Source organism: Pedobacter miscanthi (assembly GCF_003315595.1).
Lineage (GTDB): Bacteria > Bacteroidota > Bacteroidia > Sphingobacteriales > Sphingobacteriaceae > Pedobacter > Pedobacter miscanthi.
In genome coordinates this window covers 137,105-163,443 of record NZ_QNQU01000011.1, presented here as the reverse complement: position 1 = coordinate 163,443, position 26,339 = coordinate 137,105, and the positions used below count along the sequence as shown (strand labels likewise).

The 26,339-nt window shown below is 39.6% G+C and carries 18 protein-coding genes; 10 read left to right on the top strand and 8 right to left on the bottom strand.

The features are described from left to right. Positions 1-106: 106 nt before the first annotated feature. Positions 107-580, bottom strand: coding sequence for a 23S rRNA (pseudouridine(1915)-N(3))-methyltransferase RlmH (gene rlmH / locus DRW42_RS14385; protein WP_113949518.1), 474 nt, complete (start codon positions 578-580; stop codon positions 107-109). A 108-nt stretch (positions 581-688) separates the two neighbouring features. On the opposite strand from rlmH, the gene DRW42_RS14380 reads away from it, so the two are divergent. After that, entirely contained in the window at positions 689-2,503 is a 1,815-nt protein-coding gene (locus DRW42_RS14380) for a MutS-related protein (RefSeq protein ID WP_113949517.1), read from the top strand. 37 nt (positions 2,504-2,540) lie between these two features. On the opposite strand, the gene DRW42_RS14375 is transcribed toward DRW42_RS14380, so the two are convergent. Next, the gene (locus DRW42_RS14375; RefSeq protein WP_113949516.1) at positions 2,541-3,221 is read right to left on the bottom strand and encodes a hypothetical protein; all 681 of its coding nucleotides are present in this window, start codon (positions 3,219-3,221) and stop codon (positions 2,541-2,543) included. A gap of 198 nt (positions 3,222-3,419) precedes the next feature. Further along, the gene (locus tag DRW42_RS14370; RefSeq protein WP_113949515.1) at positions 3,420-4,304 is read right to left on the bottom strand and encodes an AraC family transcriptional regulator; all 885 of its coding nucleotides are present in this window, start codon (positions 4,302-4,304) and stop codon (positions 3,420-3,422) included. A gap of 216 nt (positions 4,305-4,520) precedes the next feature. On the opposite strand from DRW42_RS14370, the gene DRW42_RS14365 reads away from it, so the two are divergent. From DRW42_RS14365 to DRW42_RS14340, 6 genes are all read left to right on the top strand, one after another. After that, positions 4,521-7,259 carry a DUF1553 domain-containing protein gene (locus DRW42_RS14365; protein ID WP_113949514.1) on the top strand — a complete coding sequence of 913 codons (2,739 nt, stop codon included), beginning with the start codon at positions 4,521-4,523 and terminating at the stop codon, positions 7,257-7,259. A gap of 11 nt (positions 7,260-7,270) precedes the next feature. Next, positions 7,271-8,782 carry a DUF1501 domain-containing protein gene (locus DRW42_RS14360; RefSeq protein WP_113949513.1) on the top strand — a complete coding sequence of 504 codons (1,512 nt, stop codon included), beginning with the start codon at positions 7,271-7,273 and terminating at the stop codon, positions 8,780-8,782. 239 nt (positions 8,783-9,021) lie between these two features. Beyond that, a complete protein-coding gene (locus DRW42_RS14355; protein WP_113949581.1) occupies positions 9,022-9,954 on the top strand; it encodes a sugar phosphate isomerase/epimerase family protein in 933 nt (310 codons plus the stop codon). Position 9,955: 1 nt separating this feature from the next. Beyond that, positions 9,956-11,350: a c-type cytochrome domain-containing protein gene (locus tag DRW42_RS14350; RefSeq protein WP_113949512.1), complete on the top strand. Its 1,395-nt coding sequence runs from the start codon at positions 9,956-9,958 to the stop codon at positions 11,348-11,350. Positions 11,351-11,853: 503 nt separating this feature from the next. Next, the gene (locus DRW42_RS14345) at positions 11,854-13,191 is read left to right on the top strand and encodes a GH1 family beta-glucosidase (protein ID WP_113949511.1); all 1,338 of its coding nucleotides are present in this window, start codon (positions 11,854-11,856) and stop codon (positions 13,189-13,191) included. Between the two features lie 153 nt (positions 13,192-13,344). Then, complete coding sequence (locus DRW42_RS14340) at positions 13,345-13,788, top strand: putative signal transducing protein (RefSeq protein WP_113949510.1); 444 nt, start codon at positions 13,345-13,347, stop codon at positions 13,786-13,788. Positions 13,789-14,685: 897 nt separating this feature from the next. On the opposite strand, the gene DRW42_RS14335 is transcribed toward DRW42_RS14340, so the two are convergent. From DRW42_RS14335 to DRW42_RS14315, 5 genes are all read right to left on the bottom strand, one after another. Beyond that, positions 14,686-16,965 (bottom strand): aconitate hydratase, encoded by a 2,280-nt coding sequence (locus DRW42_RS14335; protein ID WP_113949509.1) that lies wholly within the window; start codon positions 16,963-16,965, stop codon positions 14,686-14,688. Between the two features lie 192 nt (positions 16,966-17,157). Further along, positions 17,158-19,923 (bottom strand): bifunctional aconitate hydratase 2/2-methylisocitrate dehydratase, encoded by a 2,766-nt coding sequence (locus DRW42_RS14330; protein ID WP_113949508.1) that lies wholly within the window; start codon positions 19,921-19,923, stop codon positions 17,158-17,160. Positions 19,924-20,291: 368 nt separating this feature from the next. Next, positions 20,292-20,753 (bottom strand): hypothetical protein, encoded by a 462-nt coding sequence (locus DRW42_RS14325; RefSeq protein ID WP_113949507.1) that lies wholly within the window; start codon positions 20,751-20,753, stop codon positions 20,292-20,294. Continuing rightward, positions 20,743-21,222 carry a Panacea domain-containing protein gene (locus tag DRW42_RS14320; protein ID WP_113949506.1) on the bottom strand — a complete coding sequence of 160 codons (480 nt, stop codon included), beginning with the start codon at positions 21,220-21,222 and terminating at the stop codon, positions 20,743-20,745. Before DRW42_RS14320 ends, DRW42_RS14325 begins: the two co-directional genes overlap by 11 nt. 201 nt (positions 21,223-21,423) lie before the next feature. Beyond that, positions 21,424-22,080 (bottom strand): polysaccharide deacetylase family protein, encoded by a 657-nt coding sequence (locus DRW42_RS14315; protein WP_113949505.1) that lies wholly within the window; start codon positions 22,078-22,080, stop codon positions 21,424-21,426. Between the two features lie 19 nt (positions 22,081-22,099). On the opposite strand from DRW42_RS14315, the gene DRW42_RS14310 reads away from it, so the two are divergent. The 3 genes from DRW42_RS14310 (at position 22,100) to DRW42_RS14300 (ending at position 26,217) form a co-directional block, all read left to right on the top strand. Continuing rightward, positions 22,100-23,524, top strand: a complete 1,425-nt coding sequence (locus DRW42_RS14310) for a TolC family protein (RefSeq protein ID WP_244215283.1) — start codon at positions 22,100-22,102, stop codon at positions 23,522-23,524. A 121-nt stretch (positions 23,525-23,645) separates the two neighbouring features. Further along, positions 23,646-24,986: an efflux RND transporter periplasmic adaptor subunit gene (locus DRW42_RS14305; RefSeq protein WP_113949504.1), complete on the top strand. Its 1,341-nt coding sequence runs from the start codon at positions 23,646-23,648 to the stop codon at positions 24,984-24,986. A 229-nt stretch (positions 24,987-25,215) separates the two neighbouring features. Continuing rightward, positions 25,216-26,217 carry an NAD(P)H-dependent glycerol-3-phosphate dehydrogenase gene (locus tag DRW42_RS14300; protein ID WP_244215282.1) on the top strand — a complete coding sequence of 334 codons (1,002 nt, stop codon included), beginning with the start codon at positions 25,216-25,218 and terminating at the stop codon, positions 26,215-26,217. Positions 26,218-26,339 lie beyond the last annotated feature (122 nt).

Sequence of the window (26,339 nt, the reverse complement as noted above, 5' to 3'; positions counted from 1 at the left end):
TCTTTTATTTAATGATGATTTTAATCCTGTTTTTCCATATTTACATCGCCCACATTCTACGTCATCCATCTTCCATCATCCATTTTCCATCCTCCCTCATCCATCTTTATGCGTGATGATAGGGCTCTCCCTTTAAAATGCTGAATCCCCTGTAAAGCTGTTCTACAAAAAACAACCTGATCATCTGGTGCGAAAAAGTCATATCCGATAGTGAAATTAAACCGTTCGCCCTTTTGTAAATGCTTTCGTCAAAACCGTATGGTCCGCCAATGATGAAAATTAAATGCTGCACACTGCCCACCATCTGTTTGTTTAAATAGTTGGAAAAATCAACCGACGAATATTTTTTCCCTTTCTCATCCAGTAAAATTACAACATCACCATTATTGATTTGTTTGTGTAGCAACTCTGCTTCTTTTGCTTTCTGTTGCGCCTCACTCAGGTTTTTAACGTTTTTTACATCAGGTATAGCTAAAAAACTAAAGTTAATATAGTGCTTCAGGCGGTTGATGTATTTATCAATTCCCTCAATGAGATACTTATCTTCGGTTTTGCCAATGGCGATCAGGGTAATCTTCATTTAATATTTTGCCTATCTTTAGAATTTCGAGTTCCAAACTTAGAGAAAATTGTAACAAAAAATACAATCTATCCATCTGATAGCTTCCGAAATATATAGAATAAAATCATGCTAAAACGACAAGAAGACATAATAGCCGCTTACGACCTTAAAATTAAAGAAGTTACTTCAGATATTAGTCAGACTAAAAAGTTGATCGATCAGCTTTCTTTTGTGCGTATCGGTTTATTCCTGGCCGAAATTTTATTATTTGTCTTAATGGTAAGCTCTGCTGACGATGGACTGCGGACCTTAATACAGATCGGCTTAATATTGCCTGTAATTGCTTTCGCATTTGTAGTGCGCAAACAAAGTAAACTCGATCGTGAAGTTGATTATAAAAAACAGCTTTTATGGACTCACCAGAATGAATGGAAGGTTTTAAATGGAACAGCTAATGGATACGACCATGGCACAGCTTTCGAATCTGAATTGCATCCTTATACTTCCGACCTCGATATTTTTGGAAATGCTTCTTTATTTGCACTGATTAATCGTTGCAGTACTAAAAGCGGTAACCATATTCTGGCCAAAAACCTGGCTGAAAAATCTACCAGGGATAAAATGCTGCTTCGCCAGGAAGCGGTGAAAGAAATGATTGAAAAAATTGAAGAAACCTATAGTTTCAGGGCCAGTCTTCATGGTTACGATCCCGAAAAAATAGAGCAGATCAAAATGCAGCTGAAGCATCAACTGGGGGCACAACTGGAATTCGTAGCCGGAAAGTTTTTAAGGTTTTATGTAAAGCTGGTGCCTTATCTTTCTGTCGCCCTGATTTTAGCAGGATTATTTATAAGTGGCATTTTTTGGCAGATACTGGTAATGTTTTGCATTATACACGGTGGGTGGAATGTGCTATTGGGCACCAGAATAAATAAGGTTTTTTATAGTTTCGGTGGAAGCTCTAACCTGCTGAACGGCTATGCAAGTGCCATTTTATGGACAGAAAATCAAAGCTGGAAAAGTGAATATACTTTAAGTTTGCTCGATTCGGAAATTCCGGCGAGTAAAGAGATCAAAAGTCTGTCTAAAATCATCCAGAATTTTGATGCACGACTGAATATCATTGTTGGCGCTATTTTAAATGTGCTTTTGTTATGGGATTTAAAGTGTTGTGTAAACCTCGATACCTGGTATAAATCTTCGTCAAAAGATGTCGTTTCTGCACTTGATCACCTAGGCGATTTTGAAGAACTGATTTCGCTGGCTACTATAGCCTATAATCAGCCCGATTGGGTTTTTCCGGTAATTACTGATCAATTTGCATTAACAACTACCCAGGTTGGTCATCCGCTGATTAAAGAACAATTAAGGGTAAACAATGATTTTAACTTAGCGGTAAAACCAACAGTTGATATTGTAACAGGCTCGAACATGGCTGGTAAAAGTACCTTTTTACGAACTTTGGGTATTAACATGGTATTGGCATACGCAGGCGCACCTGTTTGTGCCAAAAGCATGCAATTATCCGTTTTTTCAATCAATACTTATATGCGCATAAAAGATTCGCTGAATGAGAGCACTTCTACATTTAAAGCAGAATTAAACCGATTGAAAATGATTTTAGATAATGTGGTGAAGGATAAAGATACTTTTGTGCTGATCGACGAGATGTTGCGGGGAACAAACAGCAGAGATAAATATCTGGGATCGAAAGTTTTTGTAGAAGAACTGATAAACGAGAAAACACCTGCGCTTTTCGCCACCCACGATCTTCAACTGGCCGATCTGATTGCCGATCATCCCGAAACTGTGCGCAATTTTCATTTCGATATACAGATTACCAATGGCGAAATGAAATTTGATTACCTGTTAAAGCAAGGGCCCTGCAAAACCTTCAATGCAGCAATTTTATTAAAGGAGATCGGCTTGACTTTGGATTAGTGAGGTGTGAAATATTTCTATCCAATGCTTTAGAGCATTATAACGTATCTGCCTGATCAATTTTTGATTGTATATTATTAAAATAAGCCGTGTATGCTCTTAAATCTGGATTAATCCATTCTATAATATCATGTATGTCATTTAGTACTTGGGTCGCAATCGAAAAGTCAATGTTTGAGCCTGAGAAACAAATTGGCTCGTTATGATAAATTCTGTTTCTAAATTCCCGTATTTTTCCAAATTTCATGGCAAGCAATGCACGATTGATATGCGGCGGTTTGTACGGAAAGGCAGTTAATGGAGCGCCGCCAACAAGAGTGAAATGATGATTGTCAAAAAATGCTGTCCAAAATCCAAAGGTTTGTTCAGCAATTACTCTACTTGCACTAACTGTTTTTACTCTTTTGAATATATCTGACTCTGCTTTTTTGACTTGATTTAAGAGATAAAATTTAGACTTGATCAGCTTTGGGCTGCTCATAAAACCAGCTTTTTGATTAATGATCCAATCATTGTCTTTAAAATAAACAGCTATTTGATTGTATATTGCATTTCTGATAAAAGTTTCAAACAGGTTCATTATCGGATAAAATGACTGGGCAACCCTTAAATTTATTCTGTAAAGTTTTTGTGCTTTTGTTTTAGAATTGCCACAGGCCCTAAGAAACCGGTTTAACCTTGGTTGTGAAATATATGATTCGAGTTGAGCGTAATTCATTTTTTTAAAAAAAAAGTAGTTTAATTAGAAAAAATAATTTAATTTTGTATCGTTATGCTTAGTAAAGCCTCCTTTTCTTCAGGAAAAGCGTAACTAAGTAAAGTTTTAAAGCCTCGGTCGCATCCGGGGCTTTCTTGTTCCCAATATATAAAAATCCATACAATTACACTTTGCCGGCTCTAATCTTTTTGTAATTAGCTAGTTATACCTATTATCCCTGTACTTTTTCGGCGAAGTACCCATAATGCTCGAAAAAAGTCTGCTAAAATAATACGGATCTTTAATCCCGATTTTCTGGGCAATTTCATTGATCCGTAAATTGGTAAACAGTAAATATTGGGTTGTTTTCTGGATTTTAAGCTGGTTAAAGTAATCAATAGGAGAGGTGCCCGTTTTCTTTTTAAATATGGCCGATAAGTAAGATGGCGATAGGTAAACGGCCAAAGCCAGTTCCTTTAAGCTGAGCATCTTTTCGATATTGTTTCGCATAAAATCGATTACCTCTTCCACCTTATCTGGCGCTATTATCTTATCGTTTATTAAATTTTTATCTGTGTAAATAATTTCAGCAATGTAGTGGTGCAGGCTTAAATTAGCCGCTATTATGTTCTCCCGGCTAAAACCCCTTTCCAGGCGGTTATAAATGGTATCAAATAACATATTCCTTTCCTCATTAAAACCTGCATAAGCTTTGTAATGCTGTAGGGAGCCTACAAGCTGATCGGCACCCGTTCCTAAAAAATGAAACCAGTAAATTGTCCATGGTAAAGATGGATCGGCCTGATAGATATGCGCTGTTTTTTTAGGGATGATGATAAAATTGCCAGCTTCAATATGGTAATCAGTATTCTTAAAAGCTACCATTCCTTTCCCTTCAGTACAATAGATTAGAATATGCTGGTCGGCACCATTATCTCTTCTTGCATAATGATTCAACGCTTTACGGTAATAGCCAATATCGGTTATAAATAAGTTATTGATAATCCTGTTTTCATTACACTGCTTTGCAAGTACATTCTTCGGAATGATAATGGCCTTTTGAATATCAAAACTATTTTTTTGCCTTGCCAGATGTTTCTCCATGTTTCAATCTGAAAAAAGTAAGATAATCCATTTTTTGAGCAAGTTAATACATTTTTGTACTTTATATTTTTCTTGATCTTTGGTTTAAGGGAAACGAATATGTTACGATTTTTGCTAATAATCGTCCCACTTATGTTTTTATTAATGTTTAGCTTAATTTAACTTTGTATATAAATACAAAACTGCTAAAAATTAGTTTAAGTTTATACTAACCAAATGTTACTGAACAGGAAAATATTATTTGCCGCTGGCTTTGTGCTTGTTGCTGTTGCTTTAGCTGCCTTTTCGCTTTTTTCTTCCGAAAAGGAAATCGATTTTAATTCGCAGGTAAAGCCTATTCTCAATAAAAAATGCATTGCTTGCCATGGAGGGGTGAAACAGCAGGGTGGTTTTAGCGTTTTGTTCAGAGAAGAGGCCCTGGCCAAAACAAAAAGCGGTAAAGCAGCCATTATTCCGGGCAATCCGGAAGATAGTGAATTTATCAAGCGTTTAAAATCCAACGATCCGGAAGAACGCATGCCATATAAACATCCTGCTCTTAATAATGATGAGATCGATCTGCTCAGCAGTTGGGTAAAACAAGGTGCAAAATGGGGCAAGCATTGGGCTTATGTGAGTGTAAAACCGACTGAAGTACCAGATGTGGATAACGATTGGGTGCGCAACGACCTTGATAAATTTATTTTTGCCAAACTTGAAGAAAATAAACTACAACCTTCTAAAACAGCTGACAAAGCTACTTTATTAAGGAGGGTGAGTTTGGACCTGATCGGTACATATCCTTCTGATCGATTGGCAAGGTTTTACCTCAGCAGTAAAAACGAACAACAAGCCTATAACATATTGGTTGATAGTTTGCTGGCTTCACCTAAATTTGGCGAACGCTGGGCATCCATGTGGCTGGATATTGCCCGTTACGCCGATACCAAAGGTTACGAGAGTGATCCTAACCGTAATATATGGGCTTACCGCGATTGGGTGATTAGGGCTTTTAACCAGGATATGCCTTATAACCGCTTTATTAGCGATCAGATTGCCGGCGATCTGTTCCCCAATCCAACCGATGCACAATACATTGCCACAGCGTTTAGCCGAAATACCCCAACCAATGATGAAGGTGGAACCAACAATGAAGAATTTAGAACGGCTGCTGTATTAGACCGTGTAAATGCGACCTGGGAAGGTTTAATGAGTACCACTTTTTCTTGTGTACAATGCCATAGTCACCCATACGATCCTTTTAAACACGATGAATATTATAAATTCATGTCGTATTTTAACAATACAAGGGATGAAGATGTACCGGAGGAATATCCTTTGTTTAAAAACTTTAACGATAGCCTTAAAAATCAGCTCAGCCATTTAACCGGATGGGTTAAAACGGTTTCGGGTAAGGAGAGAGCAGCAGAAATGGAACTGTTTTTAAAAACCGGACAGCCGGCCATCAACTCTACTACGGCCGATCAGCTGGTTAATTCGGTAATCGGGAATAATAATATTGCATTGTATTTTAAAAACAGCTCTTCGGCCAGGTTAAAATCTGTAGATCTCGAAAATGTTGATCAATTGATTTTACGCTATAATTGTAGCAAGGCGAATGGTACTATGACCCTGCATGCCGGTTCGCTAAATGGCCCTGTAATCAAATCATGGAAACTGGCTCAAACCCAGGGTTATCAGAATGTAGAAATCAATTTTCCAAAGCAAAGCGGTGTTAAAGATGTGTATTTAAAATATACCAATCCTTCGGTAAAAAATCCTGATGAGTTTATGGTGTATTTCGATTGGTTTTACTTTACCAAACAGTTCCCCGGAAAAGGCAGGCCGGAGTATTTAGCTTATAAAAAAACATTTACCGGTTTAATGGATGCCCAGGTACCTACAACACCCATCATGGTCGAAAATCCATTAGCTATGCGACGTAAAAACTATGTTTTTGAACGGGGCGCGTGGACATCAAAAGGTAAAGAGGTTAAGGCAGCTGTGCCTAACTCGCTTGCTTTTGCCATGCCAAAAAATGCACCCGATAACCGGATGGGGCTGGCCATGTGGCTAACCGATAAAAGAAATCCGCTGGTTTCACGCACCATGGTAAACCGCCTGTGGGAACAACTTTACGGGGCAGGTTTGGTGGAAACGTTAGAAGATATGGGAACACAGGGTATGGCCCCCACCCACCAGGAACTGCTCGATTTTATGGCTTACCAGTTTATGTACCAATACAACTGGAGTGTTAAAAAAATGCTGAAAGAGCTGGTAATGATGGCCACTTACCGGCAGGACAGCAAAGTTTCGGAAGAATTAAAAGAAAAAGATCTTTTCAATAAATTTTATGCCCGTGGCTCGAGGGTGAGGCTGAGCGCCGAGCAGATTAGAGACCAGGGTTTGGCTGTGTGTGGTGTGCTGAGCAACAAAATGTATGGTCCGCCGGTAATGCCATGGCAACCCCAGGGTATCTGGTTTTCACCTTACAACGGTGCAAAATGGATAACCAGTGGTGGTGAAGAACAATACCGCAGGGGGATTTATACCTATTGGAAACGGACAGCCCCATATCCATCGGCCATTGCTTTTGATGGCGCATCAAGGGTGGTATGCAGTCCGAGGCGTATCCGTACCAATACGCCTTTGCAGGCATTGGTTACCCTAAATGATAGTGTTTATATCGATTTGGCCAGAAAACTAGCCCTTCGGATGGAAAAAACCGGAGGAAACAATAGTCAGGCTAAAATTGCCAGGGGTTACGAAATGATTTTGTACAAAAGTATCCCGCAAAACAGGTTAAAAGTATTCGAAGACCTGTACACCAAAGCTTTTGAAGAATTCAAAAAGAATTCGGCAAGCGTATCGGCATTTATGGGCGATAAACAAAAGAAATATAAGCCAGAAGAGGCAGCGATGGTTTTGGTGGCTAATGCCATGCTCAATCTGGATGAAGTAGTTACCAAAAATTAAGTGGATCGGTTATGACAAGAGACGAATTAAACGCACATCGGTTAATTAAAGAAGCACACGAAGCAAATGCAAGGTTACATTCCAGACGGCATTTTTTAAAGGAAAGTGCCATGGGCCTTGGTGCTTTGGCCATGGGGTCGCTTTTAGGTAGCTGCGGTAATCTTTTTTCCGGTAAACAAACTAAAATTGCCTACGATCCTGCACATCCTTTATTACCTAAATCACCTCCGCTGGTTGGTAAGGCTAAAAGTGTAATTTATCTGCACATGGCCGGAGCGCCATCGCAACTCGAATTATTCGATTTTAAACCCGAACTGATGAAAATGGATGGACAGGATTGTCCGCCATCATTGCTGGCAGGTAAAAAATTTGCTTTTATAACAGGAGTTCCTAAAATGCTTGGTCCGCAGGCTACTTTTGCCAAACATGGTCAGTCTGGTTCTTTGGTAAGTGATAACCTGCCCCATTTTTCAACCCTGGTTGATGAAGTAACCTTTTTAAAAGCCGTAAAAACCGATCAGTTTAACCATGCACCGGCTCAATTACTGGTGCATACCGGATCGCCGCGCCTGGGGAGGCCGAGTATGGGCAGCTGGGTAACCTATGGTTTAGGATCCGAAAACCAGAACCTGCCGGGTTATGTGGTATTAACCAGTGGAGGAAGTTTCCCTGATGCTGGTAAAAGTGTTTGGGGAAGTGGCTTTTTACCCTCAGTATATCAGGGCGTGCAATGCCGAAGTGAAGGTGATCCGGTATTGTTTATTAAAGACCCTGAAGGAATGAACAGGGATTTGAGAAAAGCCTCCATCGAAGCGATAAATAAAGCCAATGAGCAGCAATACCAGGAATATAACGATCCCGAAATTTTATCGCGGATTGCCCAGTATGAAATGGCTTACCGCATGCAGATATCTGCCCCTGAAGTAATGAACATTAATGATGAACCAGCTTACATACACGAAATGTATGGCACACAGCCCGGAAAAGCCTGTTTTGCCAATAATGTGCTGCTAGCCCGAAAACTGGTAGAAAAAGGAGTACGTTACATTCAATTGTTCGATTGGGGATGGGATGCACATGGTGATAATCCGAATAATTCGCTAAATATCGGCTTGAAAAATAAATGCAGAAGCATCGACAGGCCAATAACCGCCTTATTGCTCGATTTAAAACAACGCGGATTACTGGAAGAAACACTGGTAGTTTGGGGCGGCGAATTTGGCCGTACGCCTATGATGGAAAACCGCAATGGGATTCAGAATCCGTTTAAGGGAAGAGATCACCATACCGAAGCATTTACCATCTGGATGGCCGGAGGTGGCATTAAAAAAGGTTTTACGCACGGCGAAACCGATGAAATCGGTTACAGTGCCATTAGCGGCAAAGTTGATGCTTTTGATATTCAGGCGACCATTTTAAATCAATTGGGCTTCGACCACGAACAGTTTACCTATCCATTTCAGGGCCGGCCGTTCAGGTTAACCGATGTGGCGGGGAAAGTTATCAGGGAGGTTGTTGCTTAGTTTAAAGTCGGAAGTCCGCAGTCCGGGGTCCGCAGTCCGAAGCTAAGCAATTCTCAGCACAGTTGTCATCCTGAGCATGAGCGAAGGATCTGTAATGGATAAGCGATGAGCGGTTGGCACATGTTCGACGTATCACGACAGTTAACCAATTTATACAATTAACCGATTAACCATATCCAGTTTTCAGTTGGCAGTTTGCAGTTACCAATGAACAAACGACTAATGAACAAGTGAACCAAATGAACCAGACAAGAAGAAAATTTTTACAAAATACTGCGGTTGTAACGGCCGCCTCGCTATTAAGCCCAATACAGGACATCAGCGCCAATACTCTTAAAAATGTAATGGCCAAAGCAGGTTACGAATTATTATTTATGCAGACCGATTGGGGTTTTGAGGGAACAAGGGACGAGTTTTGTGCCGCTGCCAAAAAAGAGGGTTATGAAGGGATCGAAGTATGGTGGCCGGGCGAAGAGAAAGCTGTGAAAGAACTTTTCGATGCCGTTAAGAAATACAAACTGAAAGTAGGTTTTTTATGTGCCGGCTCGCAATCGAATATTGCAGAGCATTTGGCTTCTTTTAAGAAAAGTTTAGATGCCATTTGCGCCAATACTTATCAAAAACCCGTTTATATCAATTGCCATTCGGGGAAGGATTATTTTACATACGAAGAGAACAAACAGTTTATCGATTATGTAACCGCCAAAAGAAAATCGTCGGGGATACCGATTTATCACGAAACCCACCGTAGCCGCATGATGTTTGCCGCACCCGTTGCCAGGAATTTTGCGGAAAAAAATCCGGAGATCAGGTTTACCCTGGATATTTCGCACTGGTGTAATGTGCATGAAAGTTTGCTGGCCGATCAGAAACAAACCATCGATTTTATTTTAGAAAAAACAGATCATATCCACTCCCGTGTTGGGCATCCCGAAGGACCGCAGGTAAACGATCCACGTGCACCAGAATGGACAAAAGTAGTAGAAGCCCATTTGGCCTGGTGGGACAAGGTAATCGAACGCAAAAAGAAAAACGGCGAGCGGATGACCATCCTTACCGAATTCGGCCCGGCAGATTATATGCCAACTTTGCCATACACCCGTCAGCCGGTTGCAGATCAATGGGCAATAAATGTTTATATGATGAATTTATTAAGAAAGAGGTACCGGTAAAATGTTAGAATTTTTTGGCCGTTTCCATCCGGTTTTTGTCCACCTGCCCATCGGGATTTTAATATTGGCCTGTATCTGTATCCTTTTGTCCTTTAAGGCGAAATTTGCCGGCCTAAAACCTGCAATACCGCTCATGTTACTTTTTGGGGCATTGAGTGCAATAATTTCGTGTTTCACAGGGTATTTTTTGGCCAATAGCGGCGATTATGAAGGTGATTTAGTGAGTAACCACCAATGGATGGGTATTAGTGTGGCCATTTTATCGGTTATTTTATCGGTAATTTATAAAAAGGTCCAGTCGAAGGCTATTTTGGGGGCATTTGCTACCCTTCTTGCCATTTTAATATCTGTTACCGGTCATTTAGGCGGTTCTTTAACCCATGGATCTGATTATTTAACCGCTCCCCTAAAATCAGGTGCTGCCAAAGACGGTTCAGCTATTCCGCCTATTCCCAATGTACAGGAAGCTTTTGTTTACCAGAATGCAATTCAGCCACTTTTGAAAAACCGTTGTTACAGTTGTCACGGTAGCGAAAAACAAAAGGGCAAACTTCGGCTCGATCAGGAAGCCTATATTTTAAAAGGTGGAGAAAACGGGCCTACACTTGTAAAAGGAAAAGCCGATGAAAGTGAGTTGATTAAACGCATTTTACTGCCCTTAAATGATGAAGACCACATGGCACCTAAAGAAAAACCCCAGCTTACAACCAATGAAATTGCTTTGCTGAAATGGTGGATTAATAATGATGCTGATTTTAAAAAGAAATTTAAGGATCTCCCGCAAACAGCTGAAATTAAGCCTGTATTAGCCGGTTTGCAAAAAGGCGAAAATGCAGAGGGGGAAGTTAAAAATAGTGAAATCGCGGCAGAAGAGGTTTCGGCTGCCGATGATAAAGTTTTGAAAAAACTGGCAGAAGCGGGAATTATTGTAGTGCCTGTTGCGCAGAATACTAATTACCTGTCGGCAAATTTCGTTAATGCACAATCGATGGATAAAGACGTTTTAGCTCTTCTCAAATCAATCGATAAACAACTCCTCTGGCTTAAGCTGGAAAACAGTAAGGTAAACGATCAAGCCTTAGCTGCCATTAAAGGTTGCAAAAATCTCTCCCGTTTAAGCCTGAATAACACCGCCATAACAGATGCAGGTTTAGCACAATTAAAAGATTTAGATCAGCTTCAGTCGCTAAGTCTGGTCGGAACTAAAGTGAGCTTTAAAGGTATAACCGAACTAAAGAAACTTAAAAATTTAAAATTTCTTTATCTGTACCAAACCCATATCAGTAAGACCGATCTGGCCGCAATAAAAAGACTATTGCCTAAAACCAGTTTAGATACCGGCAATTATAGCGTGCCGATGCTGGCGCAAGATACTGTAGTGGTTAAAGCACCTTAATAAGGGGAACCATTAAGCTATTCGATTGAACAATCATGCTTTTAGGTTAAATATTTAAGCGGTGAGATCAGTTAATCAGGCCCGAAGGTGAAGAGATCAGGCCTTTTTGGTAAATGTTTAATCTTTTAGGTCAAATGTTTAGGCTTTTAGGTTAAATTTTTAAGCCTACCGGTTAAACGATTAGGTTCCGGGGATAAAAAATTAAGCGCTGAAGTTAAAAGAATAAGCTTTTAGGTCAAAAGATTAGGTGCCAGGGTAAAACGTTTAGGCATTTAGGTGAAATGATCAGGCCCGGGGGCTAAAAGAATAAGCTTTCTGGTGACGCGATAAAACACAGCGGTAAATGAAATAAACTTTTAGCTTTAAAAAAGGAAGCGCAAGGCTTAATAGCAAGCCCTTTTAATAATTCAAAGAGGTCTGCCCCAGACAAAAATCGTTTTCTATTCGTTGTTAATGATTTGTTAATATTAAACTTGCAACTTATGGCAATTAATTGGTAAACAATGATTAATGCGAGCGATTTTGGTCAGGATTTTCTGTGGGGAGTGGCTACTGCTGCCGCCCAGATAGAGGGAACAGCAACCCAATACGGTAAAGGTCCTTCCATTTGGGATACCTTCACTGCAAAAAACGGGAAAATAAAGAAAAACCATAAACTGGATCCCGCCTGCGATTTTTACCACCGGTACACCGAAGATGTGGCGCTTGTTAAACTTTTGGGCTTTAAAGTGTTCAGGTTTTCCATTGCCTGGTCGCGGATTTTACCAGCAGGCAGGGGAGAAATCAACCAGGAAGGTGTCAGGTTTTACCATAACCTCATTGATGAATGTTTATCAAACGGAATTACACCTTATATTACCCTTTATCACTGGGATCTACCCCAGGCCTTGGAAGATGAAGGTGGTTGGACCAGTTTTAGCATCAATGCTGCCTTTAATGCTTTTGTAAGTATCTGTGCATTAGAATACGGCGATAAAGTGAAAAACTGGATTGTTTTGAACGAACCATTCGGTTATACTTCTCTCGGTTATATGCTGGGCGTACATGCGCCTGGTAAAACAGGCCTGAGCAATTTTTTTCCGGCAGTTTTACATACCGCTTTGGCACAGGCCGAAGGCGGAAAAATTTTGCGTGCTGAAATTAGCAAAGCCAATATTGGTACCACCTATTCCTGTTCAGAAATTATACCGAATACCCAGAGCGATAACGATATTCTTGCAGCAAAACGCGTAGACTGCTTAATGAACCGCTTGTTTATAGAGCCTACACAAGGAATGGGTTTCCCGACAGCAGGTTGGGATCTGCTTGAAAAGTTTCAGATCGAATATGGTACCTGGCGGCTTCAGGAGCGGATGAAATTCGATTTTGATTTTATCGGCCTTCAGAATTATTTTCCCTTGGTGGTAAAATACAATGCCTTTATCCCGGTAATCCAGGCCTGGGAGGTAAAGGCCAAAAGCCGTAAAAAGCCACATACCGCAATGGGCTGGGAAATTAATGCCGATAGTTTTTATAATATCGTAAAACAGTTTGCGGCTTACCCAAATGTGAAAAATATCATCATTACCGAAAACGGAGCTGCTTACCACGATAAACTGGCCAATGGTAGGGTAGAGGACCCTGAGCGGATCGAATATTTTAAACTTTACCTCGAAGCGTTGCTAAAACTTAAAAACGAAGGTGTAAATGTTACCGGTTATATGGCCTGGACGTTAATGGACAATTTTGAATGGGCTGAAGGCTTTACCGCAAGGTTTGGCCTGATTTATAATGATTTTAAAACGCAACAGCGCACCATTAAAGATTCGGGCTATTGGTGGCAGGAATTTTTGAAGAAGTAGCGCTCTCATTCTAGCCATGGATGCATAGAAAACACCAAACGTTTATCTGTTGTATTATTCCCATTCAAATATTTCAATGCTAACATCTTCAATGAATCTGCGTTTTTTATCATTTTAAATCTGCGGGAACATTTTTTTTTCTAAATTAACATCATGAACGATAAAACCGTTGTTTACAGCACTTTTTATAATCCCATGGAGGCGAATATTATTAAAGCCAAACTGGAAGACAGTGGTTTTGCCTGTTTCCTGGCTGATGAAAATGTAGCTACCCTAAATCCACTTTATAATCAGGCCATTGGTGGCGTAAAACTGATTGTTTTTGAACGGGATGTAGAAGCCATTAATCATTTGCTGGCGGAAGATAATAGTTTAGGTCCAGAGTCACCTGAAGAGCTCATTGATGAGGAAGAGCCAACGCAAGAACATGCAGTCTGTCCAAAATGTGGATCAAAGAATGTAGGTTATGGAATGGCAACCGGGAAAAAATACAGCCTTTGGGCTACTATACTCGCTTTTTTAACATTTACCACTCCGATTAAAGCCAATAAATGTAACCATTGTTACGATTGTGGGTATGAGTTTGAGAAGAGCTAATCTTCGTATCCATGCCGTCATTTCGAGCATAGTATAACGTATTCGGGAAATCTGTCTCGAGGGTAGATCTCTCCCTGCCCGATGCAGGCGGGCGCTTCGCTTTGCTTCAGGTTAGTCGGGATTTGTAATCCCGATTTAATAGTAAAGAATTTGTAATCCTTATAAATGGATTATAAATCCAAAGTTCAAAGATCCGGATTGCAAATCCGGACCAACATTAAATCAACAGTTCGAGGCAAAACATTCTAATTTTATTGAACAAGCCTACGTTAATTAAACCCGATATACGCGGATGCTGGTTTTTTTCTAAACCAGCAGTAGCATTAGCGGGACCAACCCCAGCCTAAGAACCACTGTACCTGCTTTCCAAAAAAAAATAAATGAGTTAAAATTTTAGCTTTAATCTCTCGATTGACGCATTTTCGCAATAAAAAATCCCGTTCTGAATTAACAAAACGGGATTGATATTATCTATATCCAGACTTCGGGTTAGTCGGGATTTGTAATCCCGATTTAATAGTAAAGGATTTGTAATTCTTATAAATGGATTATAATCCAAAGTTCAAAGATCCGGATTGCAAATCCGGACCAACATTAATCTGTCTCAAGATAGATCTCTCCCTGCCCGATGCAGGCGGGCGCTCCGCTTTGTTTCGGTCAAGATGACGACACGTTTTAGTTTACCCATAATCGTCATCCTGAATTTATTTCAGGGTCTATCTAGCAGGAAGGATGCTGAAATAAATTAAGCATGACGGCCATCGTTGAGCTTCTCCGGCAAGATTGACTTCTTGCTCTATCAAAAAGTAACAAAAAATCCCGTTCTGAATTAACAAAACGGGATTGATATTATCTATATCCAGACTTCGGACTACCGACTCCGGACTTTCGGACTAACTAAAGCGCTGCTTTAGCTGCTGCCTCAGCCCTGATGATATTTAATGCACCACCAGCTTTAAACCAGTCAATCTGTTGCGCATTGTAACTGTGGTTTACCGGGAACGACTCTTCCGTACCATCAGCATGGTGTAAAACCAAGGTTAATGGTGTATCAGGAGCAAAGGTTGTTAAACCTAAGATATCGATGGTATCATCTTCCAGAATTTTGTCGTAATCTTCCTTGTTTGCAAAAGTTAAACCCAGCATACCTTGTTTTTTAAGGTTGGTTTCGTGGATACGGGCGAAAGATTTTACCAATACCGCACGAACGCCTAAGTGGCGGGGTTCCATAGCAGCGTGTTCACGTGATGAACCTTCGCCGTAGTTTTCGTCGCCAACAACGATAGATCCTAAACCAGCCGCTTTGTAATCGCGTTGTGTTGCCGGTACCGGACCATATTCGCCGGTTAATTCATTTTTAACGGTATCGGTTTTATCGTTGAAGAAGTTAACCGCTCCGATAAGCATGTTGTTGGATATGTTATCTAAGTGACCACGGAATTTTAACCACGGACCAGCCATCGAAATATGATCGGTTGTACATTTACCTTTGGCTTTGATCAACAGTTTTAAACCTTTTAAATCAGTACCTTCCCAAGGGGTAAAAGGATCGAGCAATTGTAAACGGTGAGAAGTTGGCGAAACCAAAACTTCCACTTTAGAGCCATCGGCTGCCGGTGCCTGGTAACCTGCATCTTCTACAGCAAAACCTTTGGTTGGCAGTTCGAAACCGGTAGGCGGATCTAATTTAACCTCTTCGCCTTTATCATTTGTTAAGGTATCAGTTAATGGATTAAAACCTAAATTACCTGAAATGGCAATTGCAGCAACCATTTCCGGCGAAGCTACAAAAGCAAAAGTATTCGGGTTACCATCCGCACGTTTAGCAAAGTTTCTGTTAAACGAGTGTACAATTGTATTTTTTTCTGCTTTTTCTGCACCTGTTCTGTCCCACATACCAATACATGGTCCGCAGGCATTGGTGAAGATCGTTGCGTCTAAATCTTCGAAAGTTTTTAAGAAACCATCACGGTCTGCAGTGTAACGTACCTGTTCCGATCCCGGGTTGATACCGAAAGCAGATTTGGTAACCAAGCCCTTTGCAATAGCCTGATTAGCGATAGAAGCTGCTCTTGATAAATCTTCGTAAGAAGAATTGGTACAAGAACCGATCAGTCCCCATTCTACTTTTAAAGGCCAGCCATTTTTCTCTGCCTCCACTTTCATCTGTGAAACCGGGGTAGCTAAATCTGGTGTAAACGGACCATTTAAATATGGCTCCAGGGTATCTAAGTCAATTTCGATTACCTGATCAAAATATTGTTCCGGATCAGCATAAACTTCATCATCGCCGGTTAAATAAGCGGCTATTTTATTGGCTTCATCAGCAACTTCATTCCTTCCTGTAGCACGTAAATAACGTTCCATGCTTTCATCATAACCGAAGGTAGAAGTGGTTGCACCAATTTCTGCACCCATATTACAAATGGTGCCTTTACCTGTACAACTCATAGAAGTTGCACCATCGCCAAAATACTCTACAATTGCACCGGTACCACCTTTTACAGTAAGGATACCTGCAACTTTAAGGATAACATCTTTAGCAGCTGTCCAGCCGTTTAATTTTCCGGTTAATTTAACACCAATCAGTTTAGGGAATTTAAGTTCCCAGGGTAAGCCGGCCATTACGTCACATGCGTCAGCACCACCAACACCAATGGCAACCATACCCAAACCACCGGCATTTACCGTATGAGAGTCGGTTCCGATCATCATTCCACCCGGAAAAGCATAATTTTCTAAAACCACCTGGTGGATAATACCTGCACCTGGTTTCCAGAAACCGATACCATATTTGTTGGATACCGAAGACAGGAAATCGAAAACTTCGGCACTTTCGGTTTTAGCATGAGGTAAATCTATTGCAGCACCTTCTTTGGCTGTAATTAAGTGATCACAGTGAACCGTAGAAGGAACAGCCACCTGAGGCCTTCCTGCCTGCATAAACTGCAATAATGCCATTTGTGCAGTTGCATCCTGCATCGCAACGCGATCTGGAGCAAAATCTACGTAATCAGAACCACGTTTAAACGCCGTTTTAGGATCTCCATCCCAAAGGTGTGCATACAATATTTTTTCAGATAATGTTAAAGGTCTGCCAACTACTTTACGCGCAGCCTCTACACGGCTACCAAAGTTTGCATATACCTTTTTGATCATTTCTATATCAAAAGCCATACTTTATTTTTTAATAATTATTGTCAATTATGAGACTATTCTAAATTAAACAAATTTTAACAGACTTGTTTTTGTGAATTGTCAAATTGTGTTATTTAAAAACATTCTATGCAAATTTTACATAAAATAAAGAGGCTATCCGGTTTATCAGATAGCCTCTTGGTTATTAACAAATGATATGCTTATTTGTTATTACTGTTTGGTAGAAACTGGTGTAAACTTGGTTAAGTTAATACCTTCTACCGCTACTTTGTACTCTTCGATGCTTGGGATACGGCCTAAAATAGCAGAAAGCACCACTACTGGTGTAGATGCCAGTAATGACTCTCCTTTTTTACCATCTTTATCTTCTACCACACGGCCCTGGAATAAACGTGTAGAGGTTGCCATTACGGTATCGCCTTTGGCTGCTTTCTCCTGGTTACCCATACAAAGGTTACAACCCGGACGCTCTAAATACATAATGTTTTCGTACTCGGTACGTGCTGTAGCTTTAGGCAGCGCATCGCTAAATTCGAATCCCGAATATCTTTGCAGGTATTCCCAGTCGCCTTCTGCTTTCAGTTCATCAATGATGTTGTAAGTAGGGGCCGCAACTACCAATGGTGCTTTAAATTCTACCTTACCGGTTTGTGTCTCTATGTTTTTCAACATCTGAGATACAATTTTCAGGTCATCTTTATGTACCATGCAAGAACCTACGAAACCAAGATCTACTTTTTTATCTCCACCGTAATAGGTTAAATCTCTGATGGTATCGTGTGTATAACGTTTAGAAACGTCTGCATTGTTCACATCCGGATCTGCAATCATTGGTTCCTGGATCAGATCAAGATCAATTACTACCTCAGCATAATATTTGGCATTATCATCAGGCATTAAAGCTGGTTTAATACCGGTTTTAATTTCCTCGATACGTTTATTTGCCTTATTGATCAAACCTTGTAAAACCTGGTTATGGTTGTCCATACCTTTGTCTATCATGATCTGGATCCTGCTTTTCGCAATTTCCAAAGACTGGATCAAAGTATCGTCCTGCGAAATACAGATCGATGCTTTAGCTTTCATTTCTGCGGTCCAGTCGGTAAAGGTAAAGGCCTGGTCGGCTAATAATGTACCGATGTGTACCTCAATAATACGACCCTGGAAAACGTTTTCGCCATCAAACTGTTGCAGCATCTGCAATTGCGTGGCATGAACCACATCACGGAAATCCATGTGCTGTTTCATTTCACCTTTGAAGGTAACTTTTACCGACTCAGGGATGGGCATAGAAGCCTCACCAGTTGCTAATGCCAAAGCTACCGTACCCGAATCGGCACCGAAAGCTACACCTTTCGACATACGTGTATGTGAGTCGCCTCCAATAATAATTGCCCATTCATCAATGGTGATGTCGTTCAATACCTTATGGATAACATCGGTCATGGAGTGATAGGTACCTTTAGGGTCGCGTGCTGTAATCACACCAAAATCATTCATAAACTTCATCAGTTTAGGAATGTTTGCCTGGGCTTTTTTATCCCAAACAGATGCGGTATGGCAACCTGATTGGTAAGCACCGTCAACAATCGGCGAAATAACTGTGGCAGCCATTGCCTCTAATTCCTGCGCCGTCATTAAACCGGTAGTATCCTGCGAGCCTACAATATTTACTTCTACACGTACGTCAGAACCGGCATGTAAAACCTTGCCCGGCGCTAAACCTACTGCATTTCTATTGAATATTTTTTCTACGGCGGTTAAACCCTGCCCATCTATAGATACTTCTTTAGCAGGAGCATATACCAGCGGAGCTTCGATACCTAATGTTTTGGCTGCAAAGGTTTGGATTTTTTTACCAAATACGATGGCGTAAGAACCACCTGCTTTAATAAATTCTACCTTTTGTGGCGTTAGGGCTTTCGAAATATCAATCAGCTCCTGGTCGCCATTGTATAATTTTTTGGTTTTGGTATTGATGGTCAGCACAGTACCTGTTTCAACAGAATAAACCTGCTCTAAAATTGGTTCGTCATTTTCGTTACGGATCACGTTGCCATTTTCATCTGTTTTCTTTACCCAGTTTTTAAGGTCGATACCGATACCACCGGTTACATCAACTGTAGTTAAGAAAATTGGCGAAATGCCATTGGTACCACCAACAATTGGGGCAATGTTTACAAATGGAACATAAGGACTTGAGCGTTTACCTGTCCAAAGTGCCACATTATTTACACCCGACATACGCGAAGAACCTACACCCATGGTACCTTTTTCGGCTACCAGCATTACACTTTTATCAGGATGTTGTGCCTGCAATGCTTTTATTTGCTCCTGGGCTTCAGGTGTAATCATACATTTACCATGCAATTCACGATCTGAGCGGGAGTGTGCCTGGTTGCCCGGTGACAATAAATCGGTAGAGATATCACCAATGCCGGCAATAAAAGTTACCACTTTTATTTCTTCAGGAATGGCAGGAAGTTCGGTAAAGAATTCGGCTTTAGCATAGCTTTCCAGAATTTCTTTAGCGATGTCATTACCATTGTTGTAAGCTTCTTTTAAACGATCGGTATCTGCATCGTATAAGAAAACCTGTGTTTTAAGCACATCAGCAGCTTTATGTGCTTTATCACCATTATCGGCTAAAGCAATATCCAATAACACTTTGATTGAAGGTCCGCCCTTCATGTGAGATAAGAGTTCGAAAGCAAAATCAGGTGTAATTTCTGCAACGATAGTTCCACCTGAAATAATTTCTTTTAAAAATTCTGCTTTTATACCAGCTGCTGCGGTAGTACCCGGCAAAGTGTTATATATGAAAAAATTAACAGCATCAGCCCTGTTAAAATTATTTACATTTTTAATCTGATCGATGATTTCACTTAATAATTCGGAACCATCAATAGGTTTAGGGTGAAGACCCTGGGTTTTCCTGTCTTCAATTTCCTGGATATAATCGTTATAAATACTCATCTTAGATATGCTATCCTTTTTGCGCCAAGCTTGTACAACAAATGCACTTGCTTTTCATCAAAAGAATACTGCTTTTATATATTAATTTGTGGTTTTTTGACCAAAAAACTCAATTTTTTGACTGAAGCCAAAAATAGCAAAAAACAACTTTTAAATGTAATTTGCACAGGGGATTAAGTAATTTGGAATTATTCTAAATTGAGAAAATAATGGTTGGTGTTAAGTTTTAAGTACTTAATAATCAGAGAGAAAATATTTTTAGGTTTTATTCGGTTGAATATGTTTAATAAACCTTCTTTTTCTAATTCATGATTAGTTTAAAGCTATCATATCACATTTATAGCATGTCCGTAATATGGGGCAATATGTTAGGTTTGATTATTGACTTTTTTCTTTTTACTGGAAAATTTCTTCTGTTGGAGGCTTTTATCGCCCATCAACTTATGCTCGTTAATATTAAAAAGATATTTTGTTACCAATAGAAAAAAGCCAAAGAAGTTAATGGTAGTTGTTGTAATTAATGCAATTAAAACTTTTTCCGAAAGTGAAAAACATTTAATTGCCTGTAGGAAGATAAAAATAAAAATTAGCAGAGCCCAAACACAGGTTAATGAAAAAATATACCAAGCATATTTTTTTCTTTCAATAGCGTTGGTGTTTAATGTGGAGTTATATAGCTGCCAGGTTTTTATCTGCTCTCTTTTAAATTGTCGCTCTATTTCTTTATCAAGCTCTTCTGCTTCGTTAAAAGAATTCCCTTTTGGCTCGACAGATTCTTTTTTAACCTCTTCTTCAATCTGATCAAGATCAATTTTTTTCCTAGCTGGCATGCTTAATGAATTTTGAGAAATAAACTTTTATTTCATCTTTGGGGATAATGATATCATTAACGCCTTCTTTGTAGAATTTATGCCATGGAGACCCTTCATTGTGTGTCCAGTTCGAAAGTTGTGTTCCCGGTATATCTTTGGCTATTTTCCAGGCATCGTCTATAACTGAACTGGCATTATAATTTAAATCTGTATTCAAAAATCCTGAAAAATCATTGAAATTCATCAAGGATAAATCCTGAATAAGTGAACTGCCGTATAATTTATAGTCCTGATATATAATTGGTATAACTGGTCCATATTTCCAAGCTTGAAAATCTTCTCTAATCAATGATAATCCATCATACATAGATAAATGCAGGCCTTGCGCCAAATAAACCATTTTTTGTAGTTTCATTTGCGTTAAAGGATTGCTTTCTTCAATACCTCTTTGCACGAATTTATATGCAATTAAAGATGCGCTGTACATACTCAAATATAATAAAAAATTAACAAGGGTCACAATTTTTTTGATTTTTTTACTAAAAATAATAGCAAGTGTTGGATTGGTCCTATACTACCGTACAATTCCGTACAGTGTTGTCCGATTTTGAACATCTAAAAATTAATAGTACCTATTTTAAATTATTGTAGTAAGTATAACTGAGTCTGGCACAACTATCGCTCAGCCTTACAGCGTTGAAAAAGTGAAACCTTTTTCGGTAAAATAGGCTAATACTTTAGGGAGTGTATAAGATAAACGGTCGAATGCCTTTAAACTATCGTGAAAAACAATGATGGAGCCATTTTCTGTATGTTTAATCACGTTTTGATAGCATTTTTCGGGTGCGAGGTTAATATCGAAGTCGCCACTAAGCACATCCCACATAACGATTTGCAGTTGGGAGTTTTCAGTTTTCAGTTGGGAGTTGGACTGTGGACTCAGGACTAAGGACTTAAGACTTTTAACCTGACTTTTCTTAATCCTCCCGTAAGGCGGACGGAAGAGGTTGGTTTGTGTGAGTTGCTGGCATTTTAGTGTATTTTCGAGATAGGTTTCATCATCGGTTTTCCAGCCCCTTAAATGGTTAAAAGTATGGTTGCCGATGGCATGCCCGTCGTTTTTAACACGTTCAAAAACTTCGGGGTGTTTAACGATATTATCACCGATGCAAAAAAATGTAGCTTTTGCATTAAATACTTTTAAAGTTTTTAATACAAAATCTGTAACATTGGGTATGGGTCCATCGTCAAAGGTCAAATAAATAACTTTTTCGGTGCGGGATTTATTCCATAACAGTGATGGATAATACCATTTTAGCAGAAGCGGTGATTTGATCAGGTACATTAAGAACCAAAGTTAGTAAATGCCTGTACAGATTGAAATTATTAAAGTTGTTTATATAGATTTGAAACAAATTATGAAGATGTTTACCAAGAATAAGTTAATTACCGGATCTGCGTTATTAGTTGCATTAAGCTTTAGTCAGCAAATTAAGGCTCAAGAAGTGATCAGCATACAACAGGCTGTAGAAAATACCCTAAAAAACAATCTGAACATCAAACAGGCAGCCTTTAATGCTGCGCTTAGCGAAGAAAATGTGCGCCAATCCAAAAATGCCCTTTTACCTACATTAAATGGCGGTATTGAACAATCCATGAGGTGGGGAAGAAGCCAGCAACAGACTGGTTTATATGAGAACCGTCAGAGTTATACCATGAATCCTAGTCTAAGTACGAGTATTTCTTTATTTGAAGGGGGGACAAAACTTAATCAGATCAGGCAGAACAAGATATTGCTTGCAGCAGATCAAACCAATGTAGAAAAGGTAAAAAATGATCTTATTTTGCAGGTGGTAACGGCTTATCTCCAGGTTTTAAATAATCAGGATCAAGTTAAGGCTACGCAACAACAATTGGAGGTTGCCAATTCAACATTAAAAAGAGAGCAGGCACTTTTAGATGTTGGAAATAAAACGCTGGCCGATATTTCGCAGGCCAAATCGCAGGCTGCAACCGCCGAGCTTAATTTAACCAATGCGCAGAATCAGCTAACCATATCTTATTTAACTTTGGGACAGTTAATGGAAATCCAGCCACCAATGACATTTAAGGTGCAGGCACCATTAGTCAATGAATTGAACAACATTCAAAATACCTATGTTCCGAGTGATATTTATCAGCAAGCGCTTAACACATTTCCGGATATTAAATTGGCCGGACTGAACAGCAAAGCAGCAGAAAAAGCTATTGATTTAGCAAAAGGTAGTTATTTTCCGAAGGTATCCTTAGGGGCTGGATTAAATTCTGCATATTATTATCAATTTAATATCGATAAAACAAACCCACTCTACGCGGGGGTCAATAATCCTTTAAATGATCAGTTGTCAGGTAACTTCGGGCAGTTTGTAGGTATGAGTATATCTGTTCCAATATTCAACGGTTTCGCCGCCAGATCAAGCGTAAGAAAGGCTAAAATAGTGTTCCAACAGCGTATTACTGATGAGCGGTTGGCTAAAAATAACCTGATTAAAGTAATTAACCAGGCGGTTGCCGATTTAAATGCCGCTCAAAGTAGATACAGCTCAACACAAAATGCTTTTCAGGCGCAAAAAGATGCTTTTTATGTAATTGAGCAACGTTACACGGTTGGTTTGGTAAATTCATTGGATTACAGCACCGCACAAACCAATAGAAATAAAGCAGAAATAGATTTTATCCTGGCTAAATACGATTTGCTATTCCGTGCCAAAGTAATTGATTATTATTTAGGAAAACAGATTGTTTTTTAAGACCAAAGCAAAAAGACCAAAGTCAAAAGACCAAAGGATAAAGCTGGAAGGATATGCCACATTAGAACCTTTACTTTAAACATTACAACATAATCGAAACAAACGAAATACAATATAAATTATGAAACTGAAGCATATTATTATCACCATCGTTGCTATCCTAGTCCTTGTGATTATACTTAAACTAGCTGGCGTGATCGGTGGAGATAAAACCGAAAAAGTAACTACAGAAAAAGCAGCAGATAAAACTGTTGTAGAAACGGTTACCGCAAGTGGTAAAATTCAGCCGGAAACCGAAGTTAAGTTAAGTTCGGAAGTATCGGGAGAGGTTGTAGAATTAAAGGTAAAAGAAGGTGATATTGTTAAGGCTGGTCAATTGCTTTGTAAAGTACGTCCTGATGTATTGCAATCGGGTTACGAAAGAACCGTTGCTACTTTTAATGCGCAAAAAGCCAGTGTGGCTGCAGCACAGCAACAACTTGCACAAAACCAGGCCAACTTTGTAAATGCTGAGGCAACCTACAAACGTAACGTTGAGCTTTTCAATAAAAAAGTAATATCTGCTTCAGAATTTGATTCGGCCAAAGCTGCTTTCTTAACTGCAAAGGCAAATTTGGCCAGTGCAAAAGAAAATGTTACCGGGGCTAAATTTACTTTAGAGCAAACGGGTGCAAACGTAAAAGAAGCTGGTGCTAACCTGGCCAAAACCACTATTTATGCACCGGTTGATGGTGTAGTATCTAAATTATCGATTGAATTGGGCGACCGTATTCTCGGAACATCACAAATGGCTGGTACCGAAATTATGCGTATTTCTAACTTGTCATCAATGGAAGTTAACGTTGATGTAAACGAAAATGATATTACCCGCGTCAAAGTTGGCGATAAAGCTTCAATTGAAGTGGATGCTTTCTCTGATAAAAAATTCAGGGGTGTGGTAACCGAAATTGCAAGCTCATCAACAGCTGTGGGTACTGCGGTATCTACCTCGGTAGATCAGGTAACCAATTTCTCGGTAAAAATCAGGATCAGCGAAGAAATGGAAGGTAAACAACAATCTATTTTCCGTCCGGGTATGTCGGCTACGGTTGATATCGAAAGCGAATCTTTAACAGGTTTAGCCATCCCTATCCAGGCCGTATTTACTGATAACGGAAAATCAGGCGATGGAGCACAAAATCAGGGCAACCAGGAAAACACCGATAAACAAAAATCAAAGTTGACCGATAAAAAGGTAAAACAATTTGTTTATGGTTATGATGCTAAAACCAAAAAAGTTAAAAAGACGGAAGTTACAACAGGTATTCAGAACGATCAGTTTATCATCGTAAAATCTGGTGTCAAAGCAGGTCAGGAAATTGTAACCGGTCCTTATTCAGCCATCCAGAACAAATTGAAAGACGGAATGATTGTAGAAAAAACCGCTAAAGACCAATTGTTCAGCAAAGACGGAAAGAAGTAGCCTTTTGAGGTTTAAGGTTAAAAGTGTGAGGTGTAGGGTTTTGCCTATTCGCCTCACACTTTTATCGTAAATATTCTATAAGAAATAGTAACTTGCGGGCTTGAGACGTAAGATTTTAGGGGAGAGATGTAGTTCTCCGGCTTAAACTTGCAACTTTTACCTTAAGCTTTAGGGCGTAAGACATAATAACCTTATGCCTTTTACCTTAAGCCTTATACCTCTTTAAAATATGGTACCTAAAATAGCAATGATAGGGGGCGGGAGCTGGGCTACTGCCATTGTAAAAATGCTTGCAGATAATTTAACTGAAAAGGAAATTTTTTGGTGGATGCGTAATGAAACTGCTATTGAGCATATCAGAAAATTTAAGCATAATCCCAATTACATCAGTTCGGTAGAAATAAAACTCGATGAAGACGACCATATTTCATCTGATATCAATGCTGTCATACAATCTGCAGATTTCGTAATTTTAAACGTTCCGGCTGCATTTTTAAAAACTACGTTATCTTCCATCAAACCTGACGATTTAAAAGGTAAAAAAATTGTTTCCGCAATAAAAGGAATAGTACCCGAAGATAACCTGATTATCGGCGAATTTATGCACGAAAATTATGGTATTCCTTACCACGACATTCTGGTTGTGAGCGGTCCATGCCATGCCGAAGAAGTAGCTTTAGAAAAATTATCATACCTCACCATAGCCTGTACCGATGTAGAAAGGGCTTCAACCTTTGCTTCTTTCTTAAATACCCGTTATATTAAAACCAATGTATCCGACGATATTTTCGGGACGGAATATGCCGCCGTTTTAAAAAATATTTATGCCGTAGCTAGTGGTATCTGTCATGGTATTGGTTATGGCGATAATTTTCAGGCTGTATTGATCAGTAATGCCATCCGTGAGATTAAACGTTTTGTTGATGCCGTGCACCCCATCGATCGTGATATTAAAGAATCGGCTTACCTGGGCGATTTATTGGTTACCGCTTATTCGCAGTTTAGCCGCAACCGAACCTTTGGCAACATGGTAGGCAAGGGGTATACCGTTAAATCGGCACAGCTGGAAATGAATATGGTGGCCGAAGGATATTATGCCGTAAAATGTATGCACATTAAAAATCAGGCTTATAATGTTGATATGCCGATATGCAAAGCCGTGCATAGTATTATTTACGAAAACCGTTCGCCCCGGATTGAGATGAAGCTTTTAGCAGAAAAATTGAACTAATTTTTTCTCGCCCGATCGTCACCCTGAATTCATTTCAGGGTCTTTCAAGCTTACTGGTCTTAGCATCCCCCTAAGGTTTTGTTGTGTGTTTCTATAAGAATTTAATTTTAGCCACGGATGCA